We start from the raw sequence: 22,867 nt of genomic DNA on the forward strand, positions 1-22,867 counted from the left end.
TCCTTTCAGTCTTTTGCTTCAATTACGATGAGAATACCGGATTGTAGTTTAATCTCCGCCTTCTCTTCTATTATCTCATTACTTATTCCAAGGCTTTCATAAGAATTCATGTCTTTATCCTTTAGCGGATACAAAAAACCCTGTAAAGTAACCTTCTGGACCAGCTCCGTAAAAGGCTGTAGGGAGATATAAGGTCCGTGTAATTGCTCTTTTGTTATACATATATTCTCATTTATCAGATATATTTTATTATGTTCATCTATAATGTATGCTTTTCTATGTTCCTTAAGTGAAATATTCAAAAGATGAATATTGGCAAGGGTATGGTCAAGCCTGGTTCCTGTTGCTCCAAGAAGGACGATTTCCATTGCACCTTTCTCTATTGCCAGTTCAAGAGCAAGCTGGGTATCGGTTGCATCCTTCATTGGATTAAATTCCAGAAAAATACTTTCACTGGAGTTCTTTCTATAATATTCCAGTATCTCCTCCGGCACTGAGTCAAAATCCCCAACAATGAAAGAAACCGGGATACTAAGTTCCTTAACTGCTCTAAGTCCGCTATCCACAGCTATAACCAAATCAAAATTCTGATTTTTTAAATATTCTTTTGCAAAAGGGATTGATATACTTCCTCCGGTTATAATCAAGGCTCTTATCATTTCTTATATCCACTGTATATTACAGCAAAGCTGCTATACTGCTGCCAATCAATAATCTGATTAAAATGACTTGAATTCATTTAACAAAAAATTATCTTTGGCATCCTTTCCTTCATTCGATTCCGTTATATTACAGCTTAAATATTTCTTTAAATCCTTTTATATTCCCTTCAATATCTCCTCCAAAGACAGCTGTTCCTGCCACAATAACATTGGCACCGGCTTTAACTACTGCAGCTACATTGTTGCTTGATATTCCTCCGTCCACTTCAATATCTACTGAAAGATTTTTATTATCCAAAATGCCCCTTAAACTTCGTATTTTATCAAATGTGAATGGTAGAAACTTCTGTCCGCCAAAACCTGGATTGACACTCATTAACAAAACCATGTCTAAATCTTCTAAGATATAATCCAGGGTTGAAAGGGATGTAGAAGGATTCAGGGAAACACCGGCTTTTAATCCTAATTCTTTTATTCTTGCCACCGTACGGTTTAAATGCTTACAAGCTTCTGCATGGACAGTAATAATATCTGCCCCTGCTTTGGCAAAATCTTCAAGATAACGTATGGGTTCCTCAATCATTAAATGAACATCAAATACTAATTTTGTCAAAGGTCTTATTGATTGTATGATAGGTATTCCAAAAGAAATACTTGGTACAAATGCACCATCCATTACATCGATATGCAGATATTCTGCCCCCGCAGCCTCCACTTTTTTTATCTGATTACCCAGATTGGCAAAATCTGCAGCCAAAATTGACGGTGCTAACTTATACATACGATTTCTCCTTGCTTATACTTAATTTTATACAATTGCGAAACTCTTCGTCTAGCGTAATGTAGTAAACGAAATCACCAAAATAAAGGTGACTTGCCACTAATCGTAACCTATTTTGGTGATTTTCACTAGTTCCATCACATAAATGGCTGTTTCGTACTTGCGTATCTTAATATTTCTTTATATTCTTTAGTTCTTCATATAAAACACTATAATTTTCATAGCGGATTTCACTTATTTTTCCGGATTTAACGGCATTCTTTACAGCGCATCCCGGTTCATTAATATGCACACAGCCCTGAAAACGGCAGGCATCTTCATAGTCTCTAAATTCCATAAAATAATTTTTTAACTCTTCCTTTTCCATGTCATTTACATATAATGAACTGAATCCAGGTGTATCGCAGATGTAAGTACCCTTTTGAATATAAATGATTTCAGAATGCCGTGTGGTATGTTTACCTCGTTTTATCTTATCGCTGATTTCTCCGGTCTCCATATCCGCTTCAGGCTGGATATGATTGACAATAGATGATTTACCCACACCGGAAGGCCCTGCTACTACCGAAGTTTTGTCTTTCAATAATTCTTTAAGTTTTAGAAGACCTTCTTCTGTATAGGTACTGGTAAATATTACGTGGTAACCACACTTTTTATAAATCGCTTCTAACAAGAGAATGTCATCTTCAGTGACAATGTCTCTTTTGTTAAAACAAATAATGGTTTCAACCCGCTGTTTCAACATTAAAACCAGAAAACGATCTAAGAGATTTAAATTAGGTGCTGGATCTGCCGCAGCAAAAATAACTACGGCCTGATCCACATTAGCTACTGCCGGACGGATTAACGCATTATTTCTGGGCAAAATCGCCGTTATATTGCCTTTATTTCCCTCTTCATCCAAAACATCAATCGAGACATTATCACCTACTAAAGGTTTTACTTTTTGGTTACGAAAAATTCCTTTTGCTTTACACTCATAAAGACCGTGCTGTTCTACATAGACATAATAGAATCCTGCAATTCCTTTAATAATCTTTCCTGTCATTAGTTTGTCACCGGATTCAGATGTACTTTCCAGGAAGTTGGATATTGCTCATACACCACATATACACCATTTTCCTGTACAGCACCATCTGCTCCCGCATCTGCATATCTTCCTACATACATATGAAGAGTGGCATTGGCTTTACTGTCTGTTACAATATCCACTGCATAAGGGAAATCATCATAAGTTAATTCTGTTTTCTCAATAACAGTAGAGGTTCCTTTTTGATCTAAAATAAATTTGATAATACCACTATCGCCGGAATAGTCAAACGGATTCTCATTAACATTTACCTGTCCGAAGTAAGATGTATATTCTGGTTGCTGTATTACTCCTGAACCACGACTTATTACAATATCAACCGTGGTATCTTTCTTTACAGCCGTACCGCTTGCCTGCCCTTGTTTCATGACCTTATCTTTTTCATAAGTTTCTGAATAGTCTTCTGTAACATTACCTAATTTCAGACCTAAAGCATTTAATTTACTTTCTGCTTCGGATTTGGTTGAACCTAATAAGTCGGGCACATTAACGGTTTGCGGTCCATTGCTTACAAACACAACTACCGTATCACCCTTAACGACTTGTTTGCCCCTCTCGGGACTGGTTTTAATAATTCTGCCCTCTTCTATTTCATCATTGTCCTCAAACTCATGCTCTACTACAAGTCCTTTTTCTTCTAATTTAGTAACAGCCTGGCTGTCAGTTAAATTATAGACATTAGGTATTTCAAAGGATTCAGCTCCTGTACTTACACTTAGTTCAATTTTTGCATCCGCATTGACTTCCGTCCCTTGTTTCAAACTTTGTTCGAATACAATACCTTCTTTAAAATCATTAGAAGCGGCTTCTTTAGACACAATATTCAGACTTTGAGATAATTCATAAAGCTGCTTCTTTGCATCCTCTAAAGAAAGTCCTACAACAGATGGAAGAATGATAGTCTCCACTTCCTCAACTTCTGGTGTGGGCGATGGTGAAGGTGTAACAGTTATGGTTGGCTCCGGGTCGTTATTATTCTTATTGCCACTGGGGAATAGATTTAATATATTTACAACGATGAAGATTATAAGAATTACCAACACAACACCTGCTGCAATAGAACCAATGAAAACAATTTTTTCTACTCTTGGGTCAACACGGTCTAAATCATCCTCTTCTTCAGCAGTTTCTTCCACCACTTCCGTTTTTGTGCGTCTGCCATCAGTGGCTTGAAATAAATCCGCAGTCGTATCAAAGTCAGCTGTGCTTTTTGTAGCATTTTTTATATGATTAACTTCATCATCTGATATCATAATAGTCGGAGAATCACTAACTGCCGCAGGAGGGATAACTACAAAATCACCATTGGGATTTGAAATTGAGCGTTTTAAATCGGTAATAAGTTCTGAAGCTGTCAGATAACGTCTCTCCGGTTTTTTCTGCATACACTTTTGTACAATTTTTTCAATGCTAAGTGGTATGTTCGGATCCAGCTCACGTAATGGAGTAGCTTCTCCTTGAATATGCAGCAGAGCAACAGACACAGTATTATCCCCTGCAAAAGGAACCTGACCTGACAGCATTTCATACAGTGTCACACCTAAAGAATAGATATCACTCTTTTCATCACTATAACCGCCTCTTGCCTGTTCCGGTGAAAGATAATGTACAGAGCCCATGGCATTAGAGGTTATGGTATTGGAATTCGTAGCTTTCGCAATTCCAAAATCCGTAACCTTTACTTTACCCTCTCTTGATATTATTATGTTCTGCGGTTTTATATCCCGGTGAATTATATGATTAAGATGTGCCGCTTCCATACCCATAGCTATTTGGATACCAATTCCGACTGCTTCCTTGATATCAAGCTTACCCTTTCTTTCAATGAAATTTTTAAGAGTAATGCCTTCAACCAATTCCATGACGATATAATGTAAACCGTTATCATCGCCAACATCGTATACGCTAACTATATTGGGGTGGGATAATCCTGCTGCCGACTGTGCTTCTCCTCTGAATTTTTTAACAAAATTCTTATCATCACTATACTCAGGTTTCAGTACTTTTATTGCAACGAAACGATTTAATCGATGGCATCTGGCCTTATAAACATCTGCCATTCCGCCAGAGCCTACTTTATCTATTATCTCGTATCGGTCACTGATAAACATTCCCGGTCTTAACATTCCATCTCACCTCTTTCTATAGTTTTACCATTACTATGGATATATTGTCTTTACCGCCGTTGTCGTTTGCTTTTTTTACTAAGATTTTAGCTGCAAGCCCTAAATCCTCTTTATTATCATTTACTATCTTCATAATTTCCTTATCATCCATCATATTCGTCAACCCATCCGAACACATTAACACAATATCGTCGGGTTTTAATTCAACCTCAAAATAATCCGGTGAAACGGTACTTCCTGCACCAAGTGCCCTTGTAATTATGTTTTTGTTGGGATGGAAACGCATATCCTCCCTATCTATTTCCCCTGTTCGAACCATTTCTTCAACCAAGGAATGATCCTCGGTAATTTGTTTTATATCCCCACGAATTATATATAACCTGCTATCACCTACATTGGCAACATAAAGAACTGAGTCTATAATTGTCGATACCACAAAAGTAGTTCCCATACCTTGCAGGTCATTTTTTTCTTTTGCCTCTTCCAAAAGCAAATCATTGGTATATTGTAATGCATCTGCAATCATTCCAATTGGAGTTTTTTGCTGGTTCTCGCGAATCCTTTTTGTAAATACCTCAACACAAAATCTGGAGGCATAGTCTCCGGCATTGTGGCCTCCCATTCCGTCAGCTACAATGAATAAGTTCGGTAATCCTCCAATGCTGTTCTCTTCACAAAACACATAATCCTGATTGATATGCCGCGATTCACCAACATCTGTTATTGAAAATGACTTCACGATTACACCTCCTCGACATCCAAACCCAGTCAAGTCCGTTTGGTTTCCTGGCTGACAGGTGGAAAATATTGAATACAGACTGAACCGTCTATTGTAATTAGTAATCCATTGTCTTGTCTATATAACTCTTTCTTAATTGCCCACAGGCTGCGTCGATGTCTGTACCCATTTCCCTTCTAATAGTAACATTAATTCTGTATTTTTCAAGTATATTTTTAAAATTTTGTATATTTTTAGCCTGAGATTGGCGATAATTTCGCTCTTTAATTGGATTAACCGGTATTAAGTTAACATGACAATTCATACCTTTTAATCTGCCCGCAAGCTCCTTTGCATACTCACTTAAATCATTGACCCCTTCTACCAGACTATATTCAAAAGTCAATCTTCGTCCTGTCTTCTTATAATAGTATTCACAGGCAGCAAGTACTGTATCCAAATCATATCGTAACGCTATAGGCATAAGCTCCCGTCTAACTGTATCATTGGGTGCATGCAAGGATAATGCCAGGGTAATCTGTAGCTCTTCCTCCGCTAACTCCTTGATTTTGTCAACCAGTCCGCAAGTAGATACCGTTATGTTTCTCTGGCTGATATTTAACCCTTTCTCATCCGATATTATATGAATAAACTTAATGAGATTTTCTAAATTATCAAGAGGCTCTCCTGTACCCATAACAACAACATTAGATACTCTTTCCCCTGATATTTTCTGAATTTTATATATCTGATCAAGCATTTCTCCTGTGGTTAAATTTCGTTCAAAACCATTAAGCGTAGAGGCACAGAATTTACAACCCATTTTACAGCCAACTTGTGAGGAAATACAAACAGAATTACCGTGGTGGTATTTCATCAAGACACTTTCAAGAACATTTTTATCCCTTAATTGAAATAAAAACTTGGATGTTTCTCCGGTATTTGATTCTAGCTTATTTAAAACCGTAAGATTTGCTATAGAGCAGTTTGCTTTTAATTGTTCTCTTAAGACTTTTGAAAGATTCGTCATTTCCTCAAAATCAGAAACTAATTTTACATGAAGCCATTCATAAATCTGATTCGCACGAAAGGTTTTCTCGCCTAAGGTTTCCAGAACTTTTTTTATATCTTCTATGTTTAGTGATTTTATATCTATCTTTTCTGAAATTATTTCTTGCACATTTTTTTACCATTGGTGAAGCTTAAAAAGCTCCTTTTACAATCCTTCCTTTTAATTCATACTTTTCTCTTAAACCTGGCAATAAAAAAACCGTCCGTACCATGGATTCCCGGCAGCAATTGTAAATATCCCTTTTTAGCTGTAGCAATCTTTAAACCTGGCGGCAATATCTCTTCTAAGGACTCTGGTGCAAAATCAAAGGTTTCTAAAAGCCATTTTACATTTTCTTCATTTTCACCGGGATTGATTGTACAGGTACTATACATTAATATACCACCTGGTTTTACATACTGGGTCACAACTTTTAGTATATCTCTTTGAAGCTGTACTAAGGATTTTTGCTTTTCTGTTGTCATATTATACTTAATATCCGGCTTCTTGCCTATTATTCCAAGACCAGAACAAGGTAAATCTGCAATCACAAGATCAGCCTTAGAAACACTTTCTTCATCAAGTATGAAAGCATCCCAAACCCTTGCTGTGATATTTCTATATCCCAGACGGTTTATGTTATCCTCAATCAGCCTAACCTTATTCTGCGTAACATCTCTCGCCTCAACATGTCCGCTTCCTTCCATTGTTTCTGCAATATGAAGTGCTTTTCCACCCGGTGCAGCGCAAACATCTATGACATAGTCACCTGGCTTTGCTTTCGATAACTCACCCACCAACATAGAGCTTTCATCCTGAACTTGAAAACATCCATTTAAAAAGGGTGTAAGCTGATTTAGATAATTATACTCAGATATCTTAAGAGCATAGGGCAAATACTCCCCATCGACTATCTTCACCTGGCTTTGTGTCAATGCTTCTTTCAACTCACTGACAGAAACTTTATTCAGGTTACATCTTATACTGGTTTCTTTTGAAGAGCTTAAAAATCCCTCAAGCATTTGTTTTACTGTATCGTAGTCATATTGGTTTAACCATCCCTTAATAATCCAATCAGGAATCGAATAGACAATGCTTAGGTATGAGACTTTGTCTTTACTTTCTTCCGGAAACTTTGCCTTATCCGGTTCTCTGATAATGCTCCTTAACACACCATTTACAAATCCAGACAAACCTGTAAAGCCACGCTTTTTCGTAAGTTTAACCGCTTCGTTGCAGGCCGCTGAAGGCGGAACCTCCATATACTTAATCTGATATAATCCCATACGCAATATGTTGCGAATAACAGGTTTCATTTTTAAAACCTTAACACTGGAGTATTGATTTAACAGATAGTCAAGGGTTATGATACGTTCTAAAGTTCCTTCGCACAGTCTGGTAATAAATGCTCTGTCCTGTTTCTTTAAATACTGATACTGATTTAACGTATTTGCCATTACCGTGTGACTAAAACTGCCTTTTTCCAAAATATCATTTAAGATATCAAAGGCTATCTCCCTGGGTGCCTTTCCTGACAGTTGATTTATTTTATCAGTCACGGTTTCTTCCTCCAAATAAAATGACAAGTCTTAACAATTGTAGTATGGAAGCTGCTGCTGCTGCCACATATGTGAGTGCTGCTGCACTTAATACTTTCTTCGTATGGGTAACTTCTTCACCATATAAGATACCCGTATCATTTAATATACGAACCGCTCTGGCAGAGGCATTAAATTCTACCGGAAGGGTTACTAACTGAAAGATTACTGCAAAAGAGAATAAAATGATTCCAAGGGTTATTAAAGGCTGGAACCAACTTAATACAACACCTACTATAATTAAAGGCCATGAAATGGCAGAACCAATGTTGGCAACTGGTACAAGGGCGGACCTTAATGTTAAAGGAATATACCCCTTATCATGCTGGATGGCATGACCACATTCATGGGCAGCTACACCGATTGCCGCTACAGAGGTTTGGCTATATACACTGTCTGACAATTTTAAAGTCTTACTCCTTGGATCATAGTGGTCTGTGAGATTGCCGCTTACATGCATCACTGTTACGTCATAGATTCCAGCGGAGTGTAGAATACGTTCTGCTGCTTGGGCTCCGGTCATTCCTGACAAACTTCTCACCTTGGAATATTTACTGAAAGTGGTTTTTACCACTCCTGATGCCGCCAATGATAATAAAGCACCGATTAAAACTAATATATACGTTGAGTCAATATAAGGATAGAAATATGGCATAAAACCCTCCTTTTCCGCACCTAATGGTGCTTATGCTTAATTCAATATGGTACCTTGCTGCAAATTGAAACCTCTTAAAAAGGCATCTACCGTTATTCGCTTCTTGCCTTCTAATTGAATCTCTTTTAACGCTAAACTGCCTTGACCTGTTTTTATAACAATCGAGTCTCTAGTTATTCTTACAACCTCTCCCGGCTGCCCGTCCATTGTTTCATCAAGAACCTCTGCATCCCATATCTTTAGGGTTTTCCCCTCTAGATAGGTATATGCACTTGGCCAAGGATTTAATCCTCTGATGAATCTTTCCAGTTTAATTGCCGGCTCCCTAAAATTAAGATGTCCCATGGCTTTATCAAGTACTTTAACATAAGTGGCTTCTGTCTCCTCTTGCTTTTCCCTGACTGCCGTTCCTGCTTCTATTTCTTCAAGTGCCTTAAGAAGAAGGCTTCCTCCGCACACTGCAAGCTTATCATGAAGGGTTCCCGCTGTTTCCTTGGGGGCAATAAGGATTTCTTCTTTTAATATCATATCTCCCGTATCAATTCCTGCATCCATATGCATAATCGTTATACCGGTTTTTTCTTCTCCATCAATGATTGCCCACTGGATAGGTGCTGCACCACGGTATTTCGGAAGTAGTGAAGCATGTACGTTAATACAGCCATATTTAGGAAGTTCCAACACTGATTTTGTTAGAATCTGTCCAAATGCCGCAACCACAATAATATCCGGATTGATTTCTTTTAATATTGCAAGAAAGGCTTCCTCCTTTGCTTTCAAAGGTTGATATACCGGTATGTTATGATTAAGAGCCAGTTCTTTTACCGGAGACGCCTGCATCTGTTTTCCTCTTCCCTTGGGCTTATCCGGCTGTGTAACAACAGCCTGGATATGATGTTTTGAATGTATTAACTTTTCTAATATTACTGCTGCTATTTCTGGTGTTCCCATATATACAATATTCAAATGATTACCTCCTGAACCTGCAATTTTATTATTACAAGTTATACCTATTATATAAGAAGGAAAAGATAAAATCCATACTTTAAGAAAGACTTTAGGATTCCTTAATATATTTTTAATCCGTATTATTTATTTCTTTTTATTCTTCTCTTTCTGCCGTAGAGTGAAGACCACCCACCACTTTATCAACGTATAATTCGCCATTGAGATGATCGATTTCATGACACAGCGCTCTGGCTAAAAGCTCGTTTCCTTCCACAATAATCTCTTCCATTTTTTCATTGAATGCTTTCACTTTAGCATAATTAGGTCTTGTTACCACGCCCGATTTACCCGGAACACTTAAACAGCCTTCTTCTCCGGTCTGTTCCCCATCCGTTTCTAGAATTTCAGGATTTATTAATATAATGGGACTATCTCCTTCCGGCGATACATCAATTACTACCAGCCGTTTTAATATACCTATCTGAGGTGCTGCCAGCCCTACACCCTCCGCATCGTACATGGTATCTAACATATCCTCAATTAATGTTTTTAGTTTTGGTGTAACTTCTGTAATTTCCTTTGATTTTTTTGTTAATATAGAATCTCCAATTACCCGTATATTTCGTATTGCCATAATATCATCCTTCCTTTTTCCTTTAATCTTCTGCTGTTAATAGCTGTTCATTGGGTCAAAATCGAATTGTACCGTACATCCATTAAATTGTTCTGAATAATTAATATACCCCTCCAGATAGTTTTTCAATCCAATGAGAACTCTGTATTCTAATTGTTTTATATATAGCATAAAGCGATATATATCATTCGCTCTGGAAAGTGACGCCGGAGCAGGCCCGATTACAACCGTTTCTTTCTCAAAGCCTTCCGCAGAAAGCCACTCTTTTGTTGCACCGCTTATTAATTCAGATGCCAACAAGCCCTTTCCTTCATCTTTAGCTGCAATTAATACCGCCAGAATGTGAGCCGCCGGCGGATACATAAGCATTTTGCGATAATTCATTTCCTGTCTGTAAAATCCCTCATAATCATTATGACTAGCAGCTACAATGCTGTAATGCTCCGGCTGATATGTCTGTATAACTACTTCTCCCGGAAGTTTCCCTCTTCCTGCCCTTCCTGCCGCCTGAGCTAACAGCTGATACGTCCGTTCAGAAGCTCTGTAGTCAGAAGCGTAAAGGGATAAATCTGCAGCTAATATTCCTACCAGAGTTACTCTGGGAAAATCATGCCCTTTAACAATCATCTGGGTACCTACCAGTATATCTGCCTCCTGGTTAGAAAATGCTGCTAATATCTTTTCATGACCATCCTTTTGTTTTGTTGTATCCATATCCATTCGCAGTATCCTTGCTCCAGGAAATTCTTTTCTTACCATCTCCTCTACTTTCTGGGTACCTGTCCCAAAGGAGGCAATGTACTTTGAACTACAGGAAGGGCATTTATCCGGCATTGCGGCTTCATGTCCGCAATAATGACATACCAGCTTCCCGTTATTATGAGCTGTCAGGGAGATATCACAGTGAGGACATTTCATAACATATCCACAGCTACGACAGGATACAAAGCCGGCATAGCCACGCCTGTTAATAAAAAGCATAATCTGCTCTTTCTTTTGAAGTCTGTCTAGCATAAGTTCTTTTAATCTTATGCTAAATATAGATTTATTTCTCTTTTTTAATTCTTCCCTTAGATCCTCCACCCATATATCCGGCAGGCAGCCATCTCCGTTTCTTGTTGGCAGAGTATATAATATATATTCTCCTTGCAGTGCTTTATAATAGGCTTCTAAAGACGGGGTAGCTGATCCAAGTATCACACCGGCACCGGAAAGCCTTGCCCGTTCTATTGCCACCTCTCTGGCATGATATTTAGGCGGATGCTCACTCTTATAACTTCCCTCATGTTCTTCATCAATAATAATTAAACCCAAATCCTCAAAAGGAGTAAATAAGGCTGACCTGGGACCTATCATAATATCAATGTCACCATTCTTCGCCCGCAGATACTGGTCATACCGTTCTCCCTGAGAAAGTCTTGAATTCATGATAGAGACTCTGTCACCAAACCGATTATAAAACCGCATAACCGTCTGATAAGTTAGTGCAATTTCCGGAATCAGCATTATAACTTGCCTCCCCTGTGATATTACCTCTGCTATAATTTCAATATAGACTTCTGTTTTACCGCTGCCGGTAACTCCATGCAGCAGGCAGGCCGTATAAATACCCTCCCTGTATTTATTAATAATGTCCTCCACAATTTGCTTTTGCTCCGGTGATAATATAATATCCTTTCGATTTGATGCAGTTGCCTGTACCGGATTCCGGTAAAGTCTTTTAGCATCAGTAGTAATGATACCTATATGTTCCAGGTCCTTGATAGTCTGTCTGGCTATGTTTAGTTTGTTGACTGCCAAATCATAATCCAGTTCTTTTTCCTTAAGAAGCTCTTCTAATAACCTGACCCTGCCACGGTTATTCTTCTTTTTTGAAAGTTCTAAGAATTCATGTGCTTCCTCTGTTGCAGCTATTAGGCGAATACTTTTCTTTTCCTTTGCTTTTACAGACTTTTTAACCGGTATAACCGTCTTTAATGCATCGTTCATGGTAGCACCAAAGGTTTCCTTAATCCAATATGCAAGGTGTATTAGCTGACTTTCAATCACCAATGCATCGGTTATAATCTCATGAATTGGTTTAATGGCCTCTACCTTCCAATTGGGTTTGCTGGATATATTAACAATATATCCTTTTATAAAACGATTCCCTTTGCCAAAGGGTACTAATGTCCTTGCTCCAATAACCGCCTTCGCAAGAAGCTCCTCCGGTATAGAATACTGATAGGTTTTATCCAGGTTTTCATGGGATATGTCCACAATAATATCTGCATATTTAATTGACACGCCAATCACCTGCCTTTACTTTCACACTTATTTAAAGTGAGCTATTAAATAGTTCACAATTTCATCAGTCTTCATACCTCTGGATCCTTTTACCAGTATTCCATCACCAGGTTTTAGATAACTTCTTAAAAAGTCAGAAACCGTCTGGTTATCATCAAAGCAATATGTTTCTATTGGTGATTTTTGATCCTTCACTGCCTGTGCAATATAGGCAGCATCTTCCCCAACGGTTATCAGAGCATCCACCTTCAAGGAACTGATGGTAACGCCTACCTCATAATGGCATTGCTTTGATATTTCTCCTAATTCCTTAACGTCTGCAAGTACAGCAACTCTACGTCTCACATTCTCAAGCGCCAGTAATACCTGCACCCCGCTTTTCATAGAGTCAGGACTTGCATTATAAGAATCATCAATTATAGTTAAACCGTTTACCTCTTTTATCTGTCCCCTCATAGCTATGGGCAGATAATGTTTCAGCCCTTCCCCTGCAACAGCAGCCGGTATCTGATACAGCTCCGCAACCGCAAGCGCCGCAAGGGCATTATAAACATTATGAAGACCAAGCACTTGCAAAGTTATCTCTTCTTCCAGTAACAGTTTTTCTTCCTTTTGCTCATTATATGTTATCTTTTTATAAGTAAAACGAGTTCCTCCGTCTTGTGTTCGGATATCCTCAGCCAGATAAGTGCAGCCGGATGCCGTTCCATAAGCTATTCTTTTACAACCGGTCAGTTTTTCTTCTGTCACCTGACCTAATTTAAGTTCATCTAGAGCCTTGCCATTCTCAGGTATCAACTCGCATAACAAATCATCATTCCCATTAACAAAGAGTACCGAAGTTTCTGAAAAGCAATTAATAATATTTAGTTTCTCTTTTCTAATGTTTTCTCTGGTTTTTAGCTGCGCAATATGGGACACGCCGATATTAGTTACGACAGCCGTTTCAGGTCTTGCAATATCTGCAAGTCTTCCCATTTCTCCTTCTTCACTCATCCCCATCTCAATAACCGCAATTTCATGCTCGGGCTCCAGTCTTAACATCATTAAGGGAAGACCTACTTGACTATTCATATTGCCTTCTGTTTTTAATACACGGTATTTGGTTTCCAGTGCAGCTGCAATCATCTCTTTGGTAGTTGTTTTACCCACACTTCCTGTAATCCCTACTACCGGAACGGAAAATTTATTACGGTAATAGGTACCAAGTTGCTGCAACGCTTTAAGGGTATCTTCTACTTTAATATAGGCTTTATCTGTTTCATACTCTAATTCCCGACTGGTTAAGCACGCCTTTGCACCGTTTTCAAAGGCATCATTCATAAAATCATGTGCATCTGTTCTCTCGCCGATAATAGGTACAAACAAAGCATCCGGTGATAAATTTTTTGAATTGGTACTGACAGAAGTGACTGTTACACCAGTATCACCATATATAATGCCTTCAACCGCATCTGCAATCTCTTTTATACTTAAAGCTACCATAGATTTCCTGCTTTCTTTCCTGCTTTTTACTTTTTATTTAACTGTTTTTAATGCTTACATACGATTCTATAATATCTGTTTACCTTCTGCCTTTAATTCAGCAAGTATTTCACATATTAAATCTCTTTCATCCATCTTATACTTAACTCCACGAATTTCCTGATAATCTTCATGCCCTTTACCGGCTAAGATAATAACATCACCTTCTTGTGCATGTTCCATACAGTAGCGGATAGCCTCTTTTCTGTCAATAATTGCAATATAAGCACCATCCGCCTTCTTTACACCCGTTATAATATCGTCCAAAATAGCTTCCGGCTCTTCATCCCTAGGATTGTCAGAGGTTACAACTGTTAAATCTGCAAGCTTAGATGCTATTTCTCCCATTTCAAATCTTCTTAATTTGGAACGATTTCCACCGCAGCCAAATAAGCAGACCAACCGTTTCGGATTGTATTCTTTAAGAGTTGATAACAGACTTTCTAAACTCATAGCATTATGAGCATAGTCTATCATCATAGAGAAATTATCAGAAACCTTTACTGGTTCAACTCTTCCTTTTACCTTTACAGCTTCAAGTGCCTTTTGTATAACAGGTATTTCAATTCCAAAATGTCTGCAAATAGCAATTGCTGTAAGGGAATTGTAGACATTAAACTTACCCGGCACACCCAACATTACATCCATCTCTAACAAACCTCTCACCTGATAGGAAACTCCAAGTGTACCATCTTTACTGTGAAGGTCTATATTCGTTGCCTGTAAATCAGCCTTTTCACTGGTTCCGTAGGTTTCTAACGAACAAGTATGACCTTCTGTTACCTGCTCCATGTGGACATCATCACAATTAGCGATTCCTACCTTGCAGTTTTTAAATAACAACCCTTTGCAGGCCATATATTCATCAAAATCCTTATGTTCTGCCGGGCCGATGTGATCCGGTTCAATATTAGTAAAAATACCATAATCAAACGTGAACCCTGCTACACGGTTTTGCATTAATCCCTGTGAAGAAACCTCCATAACTACACAATCGCAGCCAGCTTCTTCCATTTTATGAAAATATTCCTGGATAACATAGGATTCCGGGGTCGTATTCCCTGCCGGTATTGCCTCTTCACCGATGATTGCTTCTATTGTACCGATAAGTCCAGTTTTTACACCGGCACCTTCAAGAATGGATTTTACCATATAAGCAGTTGTTGTCTTCCCCTTTGTTCCGGTAATACCAATGGTTTTTAATCTGGATGCAGGATAATTAAAATAAGCTGCGGACATACATGCCAAAGCAAGACGGCTGTTAGGCACTTGAATCACCGTTACCCCCTCCGGTACCTCAACCCTTTTTTCCACAATGACGGCTGCTGCTCCTTTTGCAGATACCTCCGTTACAAACTCATGTCCATCTTTAACGGCACCTGGAATACATACAAATACACACCCCTCAGACGCTTTTCTGGAATCATAAATTAAAGCAGTTATGTCTTTATCCACTGTTCCTTCTAAAATCTTATACTCTACCTTTTTTAAAAGATCTGATAACTTCATAAAATGTACCTAATGAAAAACTGTTCTTACTTAATATAAGTGGAACAGTTTCCAGCCACAAATGCAAGGTTGAAAGCGGCTTGGTGGCATATCCTTTCCTAAATTATATTTTCTTTCAGCCCGTTGTTTATACATTATTAATACTATATTACAAAATCCCATCCAAAATAATACTCTGGATGGGAATAATTCATGACAAAAATCGTATGTCAGTACTTAATTGATATGTTCCACAGCGAATGAACTTTGGCATATTTCACCGTTAATTATATAACACCTGAAAAACCTTGTCAATGAAGAAACAAAGTCACCAACAAGGTCAAGCAGAGGATTATACAAGCCAGTATTGCAGTATCTATTACAAATAAGACCACTCCATAGTTAAGATATACTCTTTTTCCAGTACACAAACCTTCTGTATTGCTTCTAAAAAGGGTAACAGTGAATTCTTCTCATTGGAAAGCTTGAGATTGTATTTGTGAAGAATTGCTAGGATAACATTCCATTCCTCTAAAATCATTTTTCGAATATTCACTATCGTAGAACAATCCTGAAATAATTTGCAATGCTGATAATATTGAGAACCAATCCTATCAACCATACGAATCGGTACTAATGTCTGAAAGAAAAGCTCATTCTTTCTATAGAATTCTTCCCACTGCCCCGGTTTATATAACTTTTCTTCTATATAATGAAGTAATTCTTCAACTCGGTTAATTCCTTGTATGATAAACCTTTGATTTTCCCGGTAGTTATTAAGAAAATTCTCTCTGGCTGAAAAAACGGAAGAATTGGTTTCTTTTTTCTCATAACTTATTATTACAATCTCTTTATTGGGATTATGCTCCGACTGGTATCCTAACCGAACTTCCTCACTACTACAGGTCCTTACTGCTGTATCAACTCCTATGGTATTAATATAGGTAATATTTCCGTTATATTCACTAAGTATCAACATGTAATTATTATAATGCCCCTTATGATAGACTTCTTCAATTGCTGCTATATAACAGGCATCCACAGGAACAAACAGAAAAAAATTCTTTTTCCGATATTCTTTTATTACTTGAATTAATTCCGGCACCATGCCTACTTTTTCTATTCTGAAGCCTTCCTCTTTCAACAATTGAAAAACATCTTTTTTACTTTTTCGGCTTACAGAAAGTAATCCTTCTTCCCCGTAATAAAAAATATCATTTTGTAAAACCGGTAATATGTCACCTCTAACTGAATAAATCAGAGAAATAATAGGATTATCATGACAGGAATAATAATATGTATCCTGAAATGGCTTAACCTCTAATATCCCCTCTGCCATATAAAACGCCCCTTTTCTTTTTAAGTAATGATATACGCTAATCTCCCCCAAGATTAATATAAAAAAATTCTTTTCACTCACCATATCTAAGCAGATTTGGTATGCAATGTAAACGAATGAATTATTTTTAACAACTTATAATAACATATATGGTATTTTTTGTAAACTTCCACCTGCTTGTGTTTCGCTTTCATCTACAATAGTACCTTTTAACAATTATTTTTTAGTATTTATTTACTATTTCCTCTATCTTACTAATAAGTTTAGGCTGAATGTGTGGATACGTTAAGTTCTCTGGAAGTGAATCAAAAAATACCACCTTTTCCATTTCAGAATCGGGCATAGGCCCAAATTCTTTGATATTAGCAAAATACAGCATGCCGTAGGACTCCTCATCTAACTCCTGTTTTTCATTATGATTCTGTGTCTCCTTATTTATTGTATTCTTTACTGAATAAACGCATACTGGATATATATCATAAATTATTGCTCCTGTTTCCTCAAAAAGTTCCCGTTTTGCAGCAGCTAATATATCTTCGCCGCTATCCCGGTGTCCTCCCGGCACTTCAAAGGTAGCTCTTTCCTTATGCTTACAATAAACCCATTGGTTTTGATATTTTGATACAATAACTGCAAATTTAAGCAGTTCATCTTCTACTGAATCATAAAAATGTACTTCAGTCATACTATCCTCCTTATAACAGTCAATCTTATCTAATTCGCATACCTTTGCCAACCCAAACATCAGTTCTATTTTAGCATAAAACTATTCTTTTGCCAACCCCTTCTTTTAATTCCCTGGCAGAACCGGTAACACATCTTTTAAATCTTCCCCTTCTATGATATACTCTTCTAGAGTATGCGTATTAAGACATGCCCTAATTAAATACATTTACATATTGTGTGAAATATGCAGATAGGAGTTAGATATGTTTTTTATTATGGGAATATCTTCTGGAGAGAAAAAAATTAATTTTGTTCAGACCTTTGTCTGTAATGTTTGTGGGCAATTCGGCAGATATGAAGTATTTATGACCTATACCTGCCTGAGCCTGTTCTTTATCCCCGTACTTCGCTGGAACAAGCAATACTACATTAAATCTTCCTGCTGTAGTACTATATATTCCATAGAAAAGGAACTAGGAAAAAGAATTCAAAGGGGAGAGCCGGTAACTCTTTTAGAGAGTGACTTAACGATAGCCTACACAGGTAATAATCGTTTTTCTTCAAAACAATGCCCGACCTGCGGCCGCATATCCGACCCAGAAGATTCTTTTTGTTCTAAATGTGGAAGCTGTTTATAAATTCTTACAAAGTTGATCTTTCGGATTAAAAGGGACGTTACAGGAAATAACTTATAGTATACAAATATAGAATAAATGAATATTTAGATAGATGTGCGTTCACACAGACAGGAGAACTATGGAAAAGAAACCTAAAATAACCACTCCAAGATACCAACAGATTGCAACCGATATTGCAGCAAAAATAGTCGACAAACAGTACTCTGTAGGAGATAAGATTTATGCAAGATCTTCCCTTGCCAGTACTTACGGAGTTTCTTCTGAGACAGCAAGGAGAGCTATTAGTATACTGTCTGACCTGAATATTGTAGATACTACAAAAGGCAGCGGAGTCGTGATAAAATCTTATGAAAATGCTTTAAAATTTGTAAGACAGTACAAAGATATACAGACTATAAATAATTTGAAGCATGAGATAATGGAAAGTGTGGAAAGACAGACAAAAGAACTGGAACATTTTAATCAGAGTCTTATTAAATTAATAGACCATACTGACCGTTTCCGTAGCATTAATCCATTTGTACCATTTGAATTAGAGATAACACCAGAAACTCCCTATCTTAATAAAACAATTGAGGAAGTTAATTTCTGGCATAATACCACTGCTACCATTATAGCTATCAAACGCAATGATTCCCTTATTATGTCACCCGGCCCTTATGCAGTCTTTATGGAGCAGGATATTCTCTATTTTGTCGGCGATGAGAACAGCCAGCAACGAGCAAGAATTTTTATGTATCCAGATAATACATCTACGAATAAATAACCAGCTATACTAAATGGTTATGAGAGGACTTTTTGCATCCTAATCACATAGCAGCCGCCAGCAAAGAGCTTAAAGGATAATGCAAAAATCCGCCTTGGTCTATAAAAACCGACCAGGGCGGATTTAATCTCATACATACTACTGTTTTATACTATTATTTTTTATCTACAAATTACTTCTTCCTTATTGATTTTTTAACACTTCCATTGCTGCAGCGTTGGCTGTATTCGCTTTCTCCGTCAAATCCGGCGCCAGATCATGCGCATTTACACCATTATTAAGTACCGCATCCTCAGCACCTGCATATCCTTCTGCTATAAAGGTACCAAAGCCAGGTATTATAGTACCTCCATATGGAATTGGTTCTTTACATTTTTCTAAGAATGCATCAAAGTACGGTCCTCTGCCATAAGAATCATCTGCTCCTGGGAAAAATTCTCTTACCTTTTCCCACACAGTAGAACTTAAAGTTATAGGAAGAGCATCCATGGACAATTTTGTTCCGTCTGCATTGGTCAGTGTGTTGTAAGCATCAATCTTTGCCAACCATCCTTCTTCATTCCAGTTCATGAATTTTAATAATTCATAGGCTTCTCTCGGATGCTCCGTTGCCGAAGATATTCCGCCAAAATCAAGTGTTCCCATTGAGTGGCTGCTTGAGGTTCCTTTGGCTCTTGGTACGTTATAAGGTACATAGACAAGACCAAGATCTAAGTATTCTTTAGTTGCAAATAAATTGTTAAACGTCCACCAGGCATCAAACTGATACGCAATTTTACCGGAATACGCTGCCCACATGGTTCTGTCACCAAAAGCAGCTTCTGCTTCATCTGTGTCATATCCCGGCGCATGATATTTACCATTTACCAACTCTGCTTGAATATTAATACCCTCTGCCCAGTTCGTCATATCGAATTTTGTACCATCCCAGCCGAATTCTCCCCATACATTATCATCCGAAGCAACTGGATACCAGGTTACCATGGTTCTATACTGGTTAAAGCCATAGATGCCCTGTTCTGGCACTGTCATCTTCTTAATAGAATTCACCAAATCTTCCCAGGTCCAATCGGTAGAAGGCATCTCTACATTTAACTGATCGAATACTGTTTTATTCGCAAATACTACTTCCGGGTAAAACTTAACAGGTGTTGCCCATTTTTTATCGGTACCGTAATAACCAAATTTTCCTTCTGAGATTGTTGTTAATACATTATCTGCTTCCAAATCATTTTCCCAATATTCTGTCATATCACCTAAAAGTTGGTTATTAATTGCAAAATCACATTCTCCTAAAATCCAGAAGGCATCCGGCATTTGTCCTGTAGCAACTAAGTTTAATAAAGAATCATTATATCCGTCAAGGGCAAGGGTAACTACTTCAACCTTAATATTAGGATACTTTTTCATAAACTGCTCGGCCAAGTGTTTTGTCAGAACTTCATTCTCCCAGGAGCAGTACGTTAATGTAATCTCTTCGGTAGTCATCGGTGGTAAAACTTTTTCAGTGCTGGCTGCTTCACCGTCTTCTCCTTCTAGAATTTCCTTTTCCCCATTATCAGTACTTACCGTCTCGCTTCCAGGATCTGATTCGTTAGCACCTCCGGAACTGCTGCATGCTGACAGTGCGGCAATGCACATTGCAAGCACAAGAATAAGACTTAATACCTTTTTCATGTTTTTCATTGAAAACATCCTCCTTTTTCCCATTCATTATTTAGTCAATTACGAAACAGTCATTTTATGTGATGGAAGTAGTCAATATCACCAAAAACAGGTTCCGATTATTTACAAGTCACCTTTATGTTGGTGCTTTCGCCTACTTCCTTGTTCTAAACAAAAAGTTTCACAATTGCCTACTACATTATTTCGTTTTTCCTTATATTAGAATAGAAGCCTGTGTGTGCTTCATTATTCTCCTGTAATCCCCGTACGGTCGATGCTTTCCACAAAATACTTTTGTAAAAAACCATACATTAACAACAAGGGCAAGATACTTAACATGGTACCGGCCATTTTTATAGATTCATTAATATTCCCCAATTGCTGCTGGTTTCCCTGATTGTACTGCTCATATATATTTTCAAAATTTTTAAGTTCCACAACCAGTGAGGTCCAGGCATTGGCACTTCCGGTTCCTTTTCCTGCTATAAATAAGGTTGTTAAATAGGATTCATTCCAATACCAGACAATGGAGAATAAAAATACGACCAGAATTGCCGGTGTGGCAGAAGGCAGGGATATCTTGAAAAAGGATTTAAAATACCCCGCACCATCAATATGAGCAGCTTCAATCAAGGCCTGTGGTACCTGCTTAAAGAACTGATAGAATATTAATATAAATATCTGTGCCTTTACACCTTGCCCCAGTAATGCCGGAAGATTAAATGCATGCAGTGTACCAATAAGCTTTAAATTCGTAAACAATACATAGGTAGGCATCATAGTTACCTGAGCCGGCAGTATAAAAGAAAACAACAGGATTGCCAGCATAATTTTTTTGCCTCGGAATTCAAATCTGGCAAAACCATAACCTATCACTGCACAAGTTCCCACCTGTATCAAGGTTGGGAGACCTGCGAGGATGATACTGTCTTTTAAAGACTTCCAAAAATTCATTACTTTAAAAGCATTTTTATAATTGCCAATATAAAAGTTAGAAGGAATCCACTTTATGGAAGCATCCAAAAGATCATCTAAGGACATTAGACTGGTGCTAATCATATACATAAGCGGATAGAGGTACACAAAGCCAATCCCAATCAACAAGACATACTTAATCAGTGTCGGTACGGCTCCCTGTCTGTCTTTAGAACCAAGGAAAACCTTTCTGAATTTGTCTTTATTAAATGTGGGAGGTATAAAATTTACTTTATCATTGCTTTTCATTTTCATTGCATCTAATGTATTCAATGGCTCCCCTCCCTTTTGATGAATCTTCTGCGCCTGTCCTGTCTGCGTTTTAACTGTTCTCTTTCTCTTTCCAGCTTCCGAATTCTTTTCTTTTCTCTCTTCACTTCTGTAAGGTAGTTATCTTTCTTATTCTTTAATACAAGCGCAATTAAGGCAACCAGCAGGCAAACCACTATGGCATACACCCAGGCTTTTGCAGATGCAAATCCATAACCTCTGTTAATGGCAAACATATCGTTATAAATAGAGGTAATTATTACGTTTTGTTCATTATTAGATAAGAATATTACTGTGTAGACAGCATTTAATAATATCATAGGCTTTATGGTAGGCAGTGTTATCTTCCAGAAACACTCCCAGGCAGAACCACCGTCTATCTTTGCCGCTTCATAAAGAGCACTGTCAATCTTTTGAATGGCAGCCAGGAAAATTAATATCTGTACCCCGGAATACCAAAGTACCATAATCATATTGTTAAAAAGTCCAACAATAGGCTCAACGATAACATACGGCAGCACATCCTTTAAAACCCCTGCAATAACAGTTACATTCATCGCCGGTATACTGGCCGCTCCCTGATCGCTAAGCTGCCCCATAACCGGACCGCTTACAACGATTACCGGCAGGAAATAGATTGTTCTAAAAATCCCCTTTCCCTTCATCTTTCCGTTAAGCAACAGAGAAATTATTAGTGAGAATACAACGATTACCGGTACTGACAAAAGGGTATCCAGAAGGTAGCCTGTAAGGTCTTCTATAAATAAGGGATCCAGACGGAAAATATCCGTATAATTCTGAAACTTTACATAGTTAAACAGCATTCCTTTGGGGGTGATTTTTACATTGCACATGCCGTAATAAAAGGACTGGATTAGAGGAATAATCAAAAAGATAACCGCCCCCGCTATCCAGGGAGCAACAAAAACATACCCCATCCTGGATTCGCGTTTCTTTAGTTTACTCATTTTTCGCTTTTGTTTCATC

20 protein-coding genes are annotated in these 22,867 nt (G+C 37.8%); 2 read left to right on the forward strand and 18 right to left on the reverse strand.

What is annotated here, in order from left to right; all coding sequences use genetic code 11:
* Positions 1-5 precede the first annotated feature (5 nt).
* The 15 genes from acsn021_RS14260 to acsn021_RS14330 all read right to left on the reverse strand — a co-directional run bounded on the left by acsn021_RS14260 (position 6) and on the right by acsn021_RS14330 (position 17,585).
* A complete protein-coding gene (locus acsn021_RS14260; RefSeq protein ID WP_184093972.1) occupies positions 6-659 on the reverse strand; it encodes a thiamine diphosphokinase in 654 nt (217 codons plus the stop codon).
* Between the two features lie 130 nt (positions 660-789).
* Positions 790-1,443 (reverse strand): ribulose-phosphate 3-epimerase, encoded by a 654-nt coding sequence (rpe, locus tag acsn021_RS14265; RefSeq protein WP_184093974.1) that lies wholly within the window; start codon positions 1,441-1,443, stop codon positions 790-792.
* 169 nt (positions 1,444-1,612) lie between these two features.
* Positions 1,613-2,491: a ribosome small subunit-dependent GTPase A gene (rsgA, locus tag acsn021_RS14270; RefSeq protein ID WP_184093976.1), complete on the reverse strand. Its 879-nt coding sequence runs from the start codon at positions 2,489-2,491 to the stop codon at positions 1,613-1,615.
* On the reverse strand, positions 2,491-4,659 hold the full coding sequence (pknB, locus tag acsn021_RS14275; RefSeq protein WP_184093978.1) for a Stk1 family PASTA domain-containing Ser/Thr kinase: 2,169 nt from the start codon (positions 4,657-4,659) through the stop codon (positions 2,491-2,493). The genes rsgA and pknB overlap by 1 nt, the downstream gene beginning before the upstream one ends.
* 16 nt (positions 4,660-4,675) lie before the next feature.
* A complete protein-coding gene (locus tag acsn021_RS14280; RefSeq protein ID WP_184093980.1) occupies positions 4,676-5,398 on the reverse strand; it encodes a Stp1/IreP family PP2C-type Ser/Thr phosphatase in 723 nt (240 codons plus the stop codon).
* A gap of 97 nt (positions 5,399-5,495) precedes the next feature.
* Positions 5,496-6,557 (reverse strand): 23S rRNA (adenine(2503)-C(2))-methyltransferase RlmN, encoded by a 1,062-nt coding sequence (rlmN, locus tag acsn021_RS14285; protein WP_184093982.1) that lies wholly within the window; start codon positions 6,555-6,557, stop codon positions 5,496-5,498.
* A gap of 56 nt (positions 6,558-6,613) precedes the next feature.
* On the reverse strand, positions 6,614-7,987 hold the full coding sequence (rsmB, locus tag acsn021_RS14290) for a 16S rRNA (cytosine(967)-C(5))-methyltransferase RsmB (RefSeq protein ID WP_243182296.1): 1,374 nt from the start codon (positions 7,985-7,987) through the stop codon (positions 6,614-6,616).
* Entirely contained in the window at positions 7,980-8,681 is a 702-nt protein-coding gene (locus acsn021_RS14295; RefSeq protein WP_184093984.1) for a zinc metallopeptidase, read from the reverse strand. The genes rsmB and acsn021_RS14295 overlap by 8 nt, the downstream gene beginning before the upstream one ends.
* A 36-nt stretch (positions 8,682-8,717) precedes the next feature.
* On the reverse strand, positions 8,718-9,647 hold the full coding sequence (gene fmt / locus acsn021_RS14300) for a methionyl-tRNA formyltransferase (protein WP_184093986.1): 930 nt from the start codon (positions 9,645-9,647) through the stop codon (positions 8,718-8,720).
* 136 nt (positions 9,648-9,783) lie between these two features.
* Positions 9,784-10,263: a peptide deformylase gene (gene def / locus acsn021_RS14305; RefSeq protein WP_184093988.1), complete on the reverse strand. Its 480-nt coding sequence runs from the start codon at positions 10,261-10,263 to the stop codon at positions 9,784-9,786.
* Between the two features lie 36 nt (positions 10,264-10,299).
* The gene (gene priA, locus acsn021_RS14310; protein WP_243182297.1) at positions 10,300-12,549 is read right to left on the reverse strand and encodes a replication restart helicase PriA; all 2,250 of its coding nucleotides are present in this window, start codon (positions 12,547-12,549) and stop codon (positions 10,300-10,302) included.
* Positions 12,550-12,576: 27 nt separating this feature from the next.
* Positions 12,577-14,034, reverse strand: a complete 1,458-nt coding sequence (locus tag acsn021_RS14315; RefSeq protein ID WP_184093989.1) for a UDP-N-acetylmuramoyl-tripeptide--D-alanyl-D-alanine ligase — start codon at positions 14,032-14,034, stop codon at positions 12,577-12,579.
* Positions 14,035-14,100: 66 nt separating this feature from the next.
* Positions 14,101-15,582 (reverse strand): UDP-N-acetylmuramoyl-L-alanyl-D-glutamate--2,6-diaminopimelate ligase, encoded by a 1,482-nt coding sequence (locus tag acsn021_RS14320; RefSeq protein WP_184093991.1) that lies wholly within the window; start codon positions 15,580-15,582, stop codon positions 14,101-14,103.
* 358 nt (positions 15,583-15,940) lie between these two features.
* On the reverse strand, positions 15,941-16,900 hold the full coding sequence (locus acsn021_RS14325) for a hypothetical protein (protein ID WP_184093993.1): 960 nt from the start codon (positions 16,898-16,900) through the stop codon (positions 15,941-15,943).
* Positions 16,901-17,123: 223 nt separating this feature from the next.
* Positions 17,124-17,585: an NUDIX hydrolase gene (locus tag acsn021_RS14330; protein ID WP_184093995.1), complete on the reverse strand. Its 462-nt coding sequence runs from the start codon at positions 17,583-17,585 to the stop codon at positions 17,124-17,126.
* Positions 17,586-17,829: 244 nt separating this feature from the next.
* Between acsn021_RS14330 and acsn021_RS14335 the strand changes: the two genes are divergently transcribed.
* Together acsn021_RS14335 and acsn021_RS14340 are read left to right on the forward strand one after the other, a co-directional pair.
* Positions 17,830-18,204, forward strand: a complete 375-nt coding sequence (locus acsn021_RS14335) for a zinc ribbon domain-containing protein (RefSeq protein WP_184093996.1) — start codon at positions 17,830-17,832, stop codon at positions 18,202-18,204.
* A 118-nt stretch (positions 18,205-18,322) separates the two neighbouring features.
* Positions 18,323-18,970, forward strand: coding sequence for a TrkA C-terminal domain-containing protein (locus acsn021_RS14340; RefSeq protein ID WP_184093997.1), 648 nt, complete (start codon positions 18,323-18,325; stop codon positions 18,968-18,970).
* A 183-nt stretch (positions 18,971-19,153) separates the two neighbouring features.
* Here acsn021_RS14340 and acsn021_RS14345 read toward each other — a convergent pair whose 3' ends face one another.
* The 3 genes from acsn021_RS14345 to acsn021_RS14355 form a co-directional block, all read right to left on the reverse strand.
* Positions 19,154-20,656, reverse strand: a complete 1,503-nt coding sequence (locus acsn021_RS14345) for an ABC transporter substrate-binding protein (RefSeq protein WP_184094000.1) — start codon at positions 20,654-20,656, stop codon at positions 19,154-19,156.
* 225 nt (positions 20,657-20,881) lie between these two features.
* A complete protein-coding gene (locus acsn021_RS14350) occupies positions 20,882-21,883 on the reverse strand; it encodes a carbohydrate ABC transporter permease (protein WP_243167929.1) in 1,002 nt (333 codons plus the stop codon).
* On the reverse strand, positions 21,880-22,866 hold the full coding sequence (locus acsn021_RS14355) for a carbohydrate ABC transporter permease (protein WP_184094002.1): 987 nt from the start codon (positions 22,864-22,866) through the stop codon (positions 21,880-21,882). The genes acsn021_RS14350 and acsn021_RS14355 overlap by 4 nt, the downstream gene beginning before the upstream one ends.
* Position 22,867: the final 1 nt, after the last annotated feature.

The organism is Anaerocolumna cellulosilytica, assembly GCF_014218335.1.
Lineage (GTDB): Bacteria > Bacillota > Clostridia > Lachnospirales > Lachnospiraceae > Anaerocolumna > Anaerocolumna cellulosilytica.

What these genes read in the sequence shown, in the direction of transcription:
- acsn021_RS14260 (WP_184093972.1), bottom strand. Translation starts at nt 659, where the DNA reads ATGATAAGAGCCTTGATTATAACCGGAGGAAGTATATCAATCCCTTTT.
- rpe (WP_184093974.1), bottom strand. Translation starts at nt 1,443, where the DNA reads ATGTATAAGTTAGCACCGTCAATTTTGGCTGCAGATTTTGCCAATCTG.
- rsgA (WP_184093976.1), bottom strand. Translation starts at nt 2,491, where the DNA reads ATGACAGGAAAGATTATTAAAGGAATTGCAGGATTCTATTATGTCTAT.
- pknB (WP_184093978.1), bottom strand. Translation starts at nt 4,659, where the DNA reads ATGTTAAGACCGGGAATGTTTATCAGTGACCGATACGAGATAATAGAT.
- acsn021_RS14295 (WP_184093984.1), bottom strand. Translation starts at nt 8,681, where the DNA reads ATGCCATATTTCTATCCTTATATTGACTCAACGTATATATTAGTTTTA.
- def (WP_184093988.1), bottom strand. Translation starts at nt 10,263, where the DNA reads ATGGCAATACGAAATATACGGGTAATTGGAGATTCTATATTAACAAAA.
- acsn021_RS14315 (WP_184093989.1), bottom strand. Translation starts at nt 14,034, where the DNA reads ATGGTAGCTTTAAGTATAAAAGAGATTGCAGATGCGGTTGAAGGCATT.
- acsn021_RS14320 (WP_184093991.1), bottom strand. Translation starts at nt 15,582, where the DNA reads ATGAAGTTATCAGATCTTTTAAAAAAGGTAGAGTATAAGATTTTAGAA.
- acsn021_RS14325 (WP_184093993.1), bottom strand. Translation starts at nt 16,900, where the DNA reads ATGGCAGAGGGGATATTAGAGGTTAAGCCATTTCAGGATACATATTAT.
- acsn021_RS14330 (WP_184093995.1), bottom strand. Translation starts at nt 17,585, where the DNA reads ATGACTGAAGTACATTTTTATGATTCAGTAGAAGATGAACTGCTTAAA.
- acsn021_RS14335 (WP_184093996.1), top strand. Translation starts at nt 17,830, where the DNA reads ATGTTTTTTATTATGGGAATATCTTCTGGAGAGAAAAAAATTAATTTT.
- acsn021_RS14340 (WP_184093997.1), top strand. Translation starts at nt 18,323, where the DNA reads ATGGAAAAGAAACCTAAAATAACCACTCCAAGATACCAACAGATTGCA.
- acsn021_RS14345 (WP_184094000.1), bottom strand. Translation starts at nt 20,656, where the DNA reads ATGAAAAACATGAAAAAGGTATTAAGTCTTATTCTTGTGCTTGCAATG.
- acsn021_RS14355 (WP_184094002.1), bottom strand. Translation starts at nt 22,866, where the DNA reads ATGAAACAAAAGCGAAAAATGAGTAAACTAAAGAAACGCGAATCCAGG.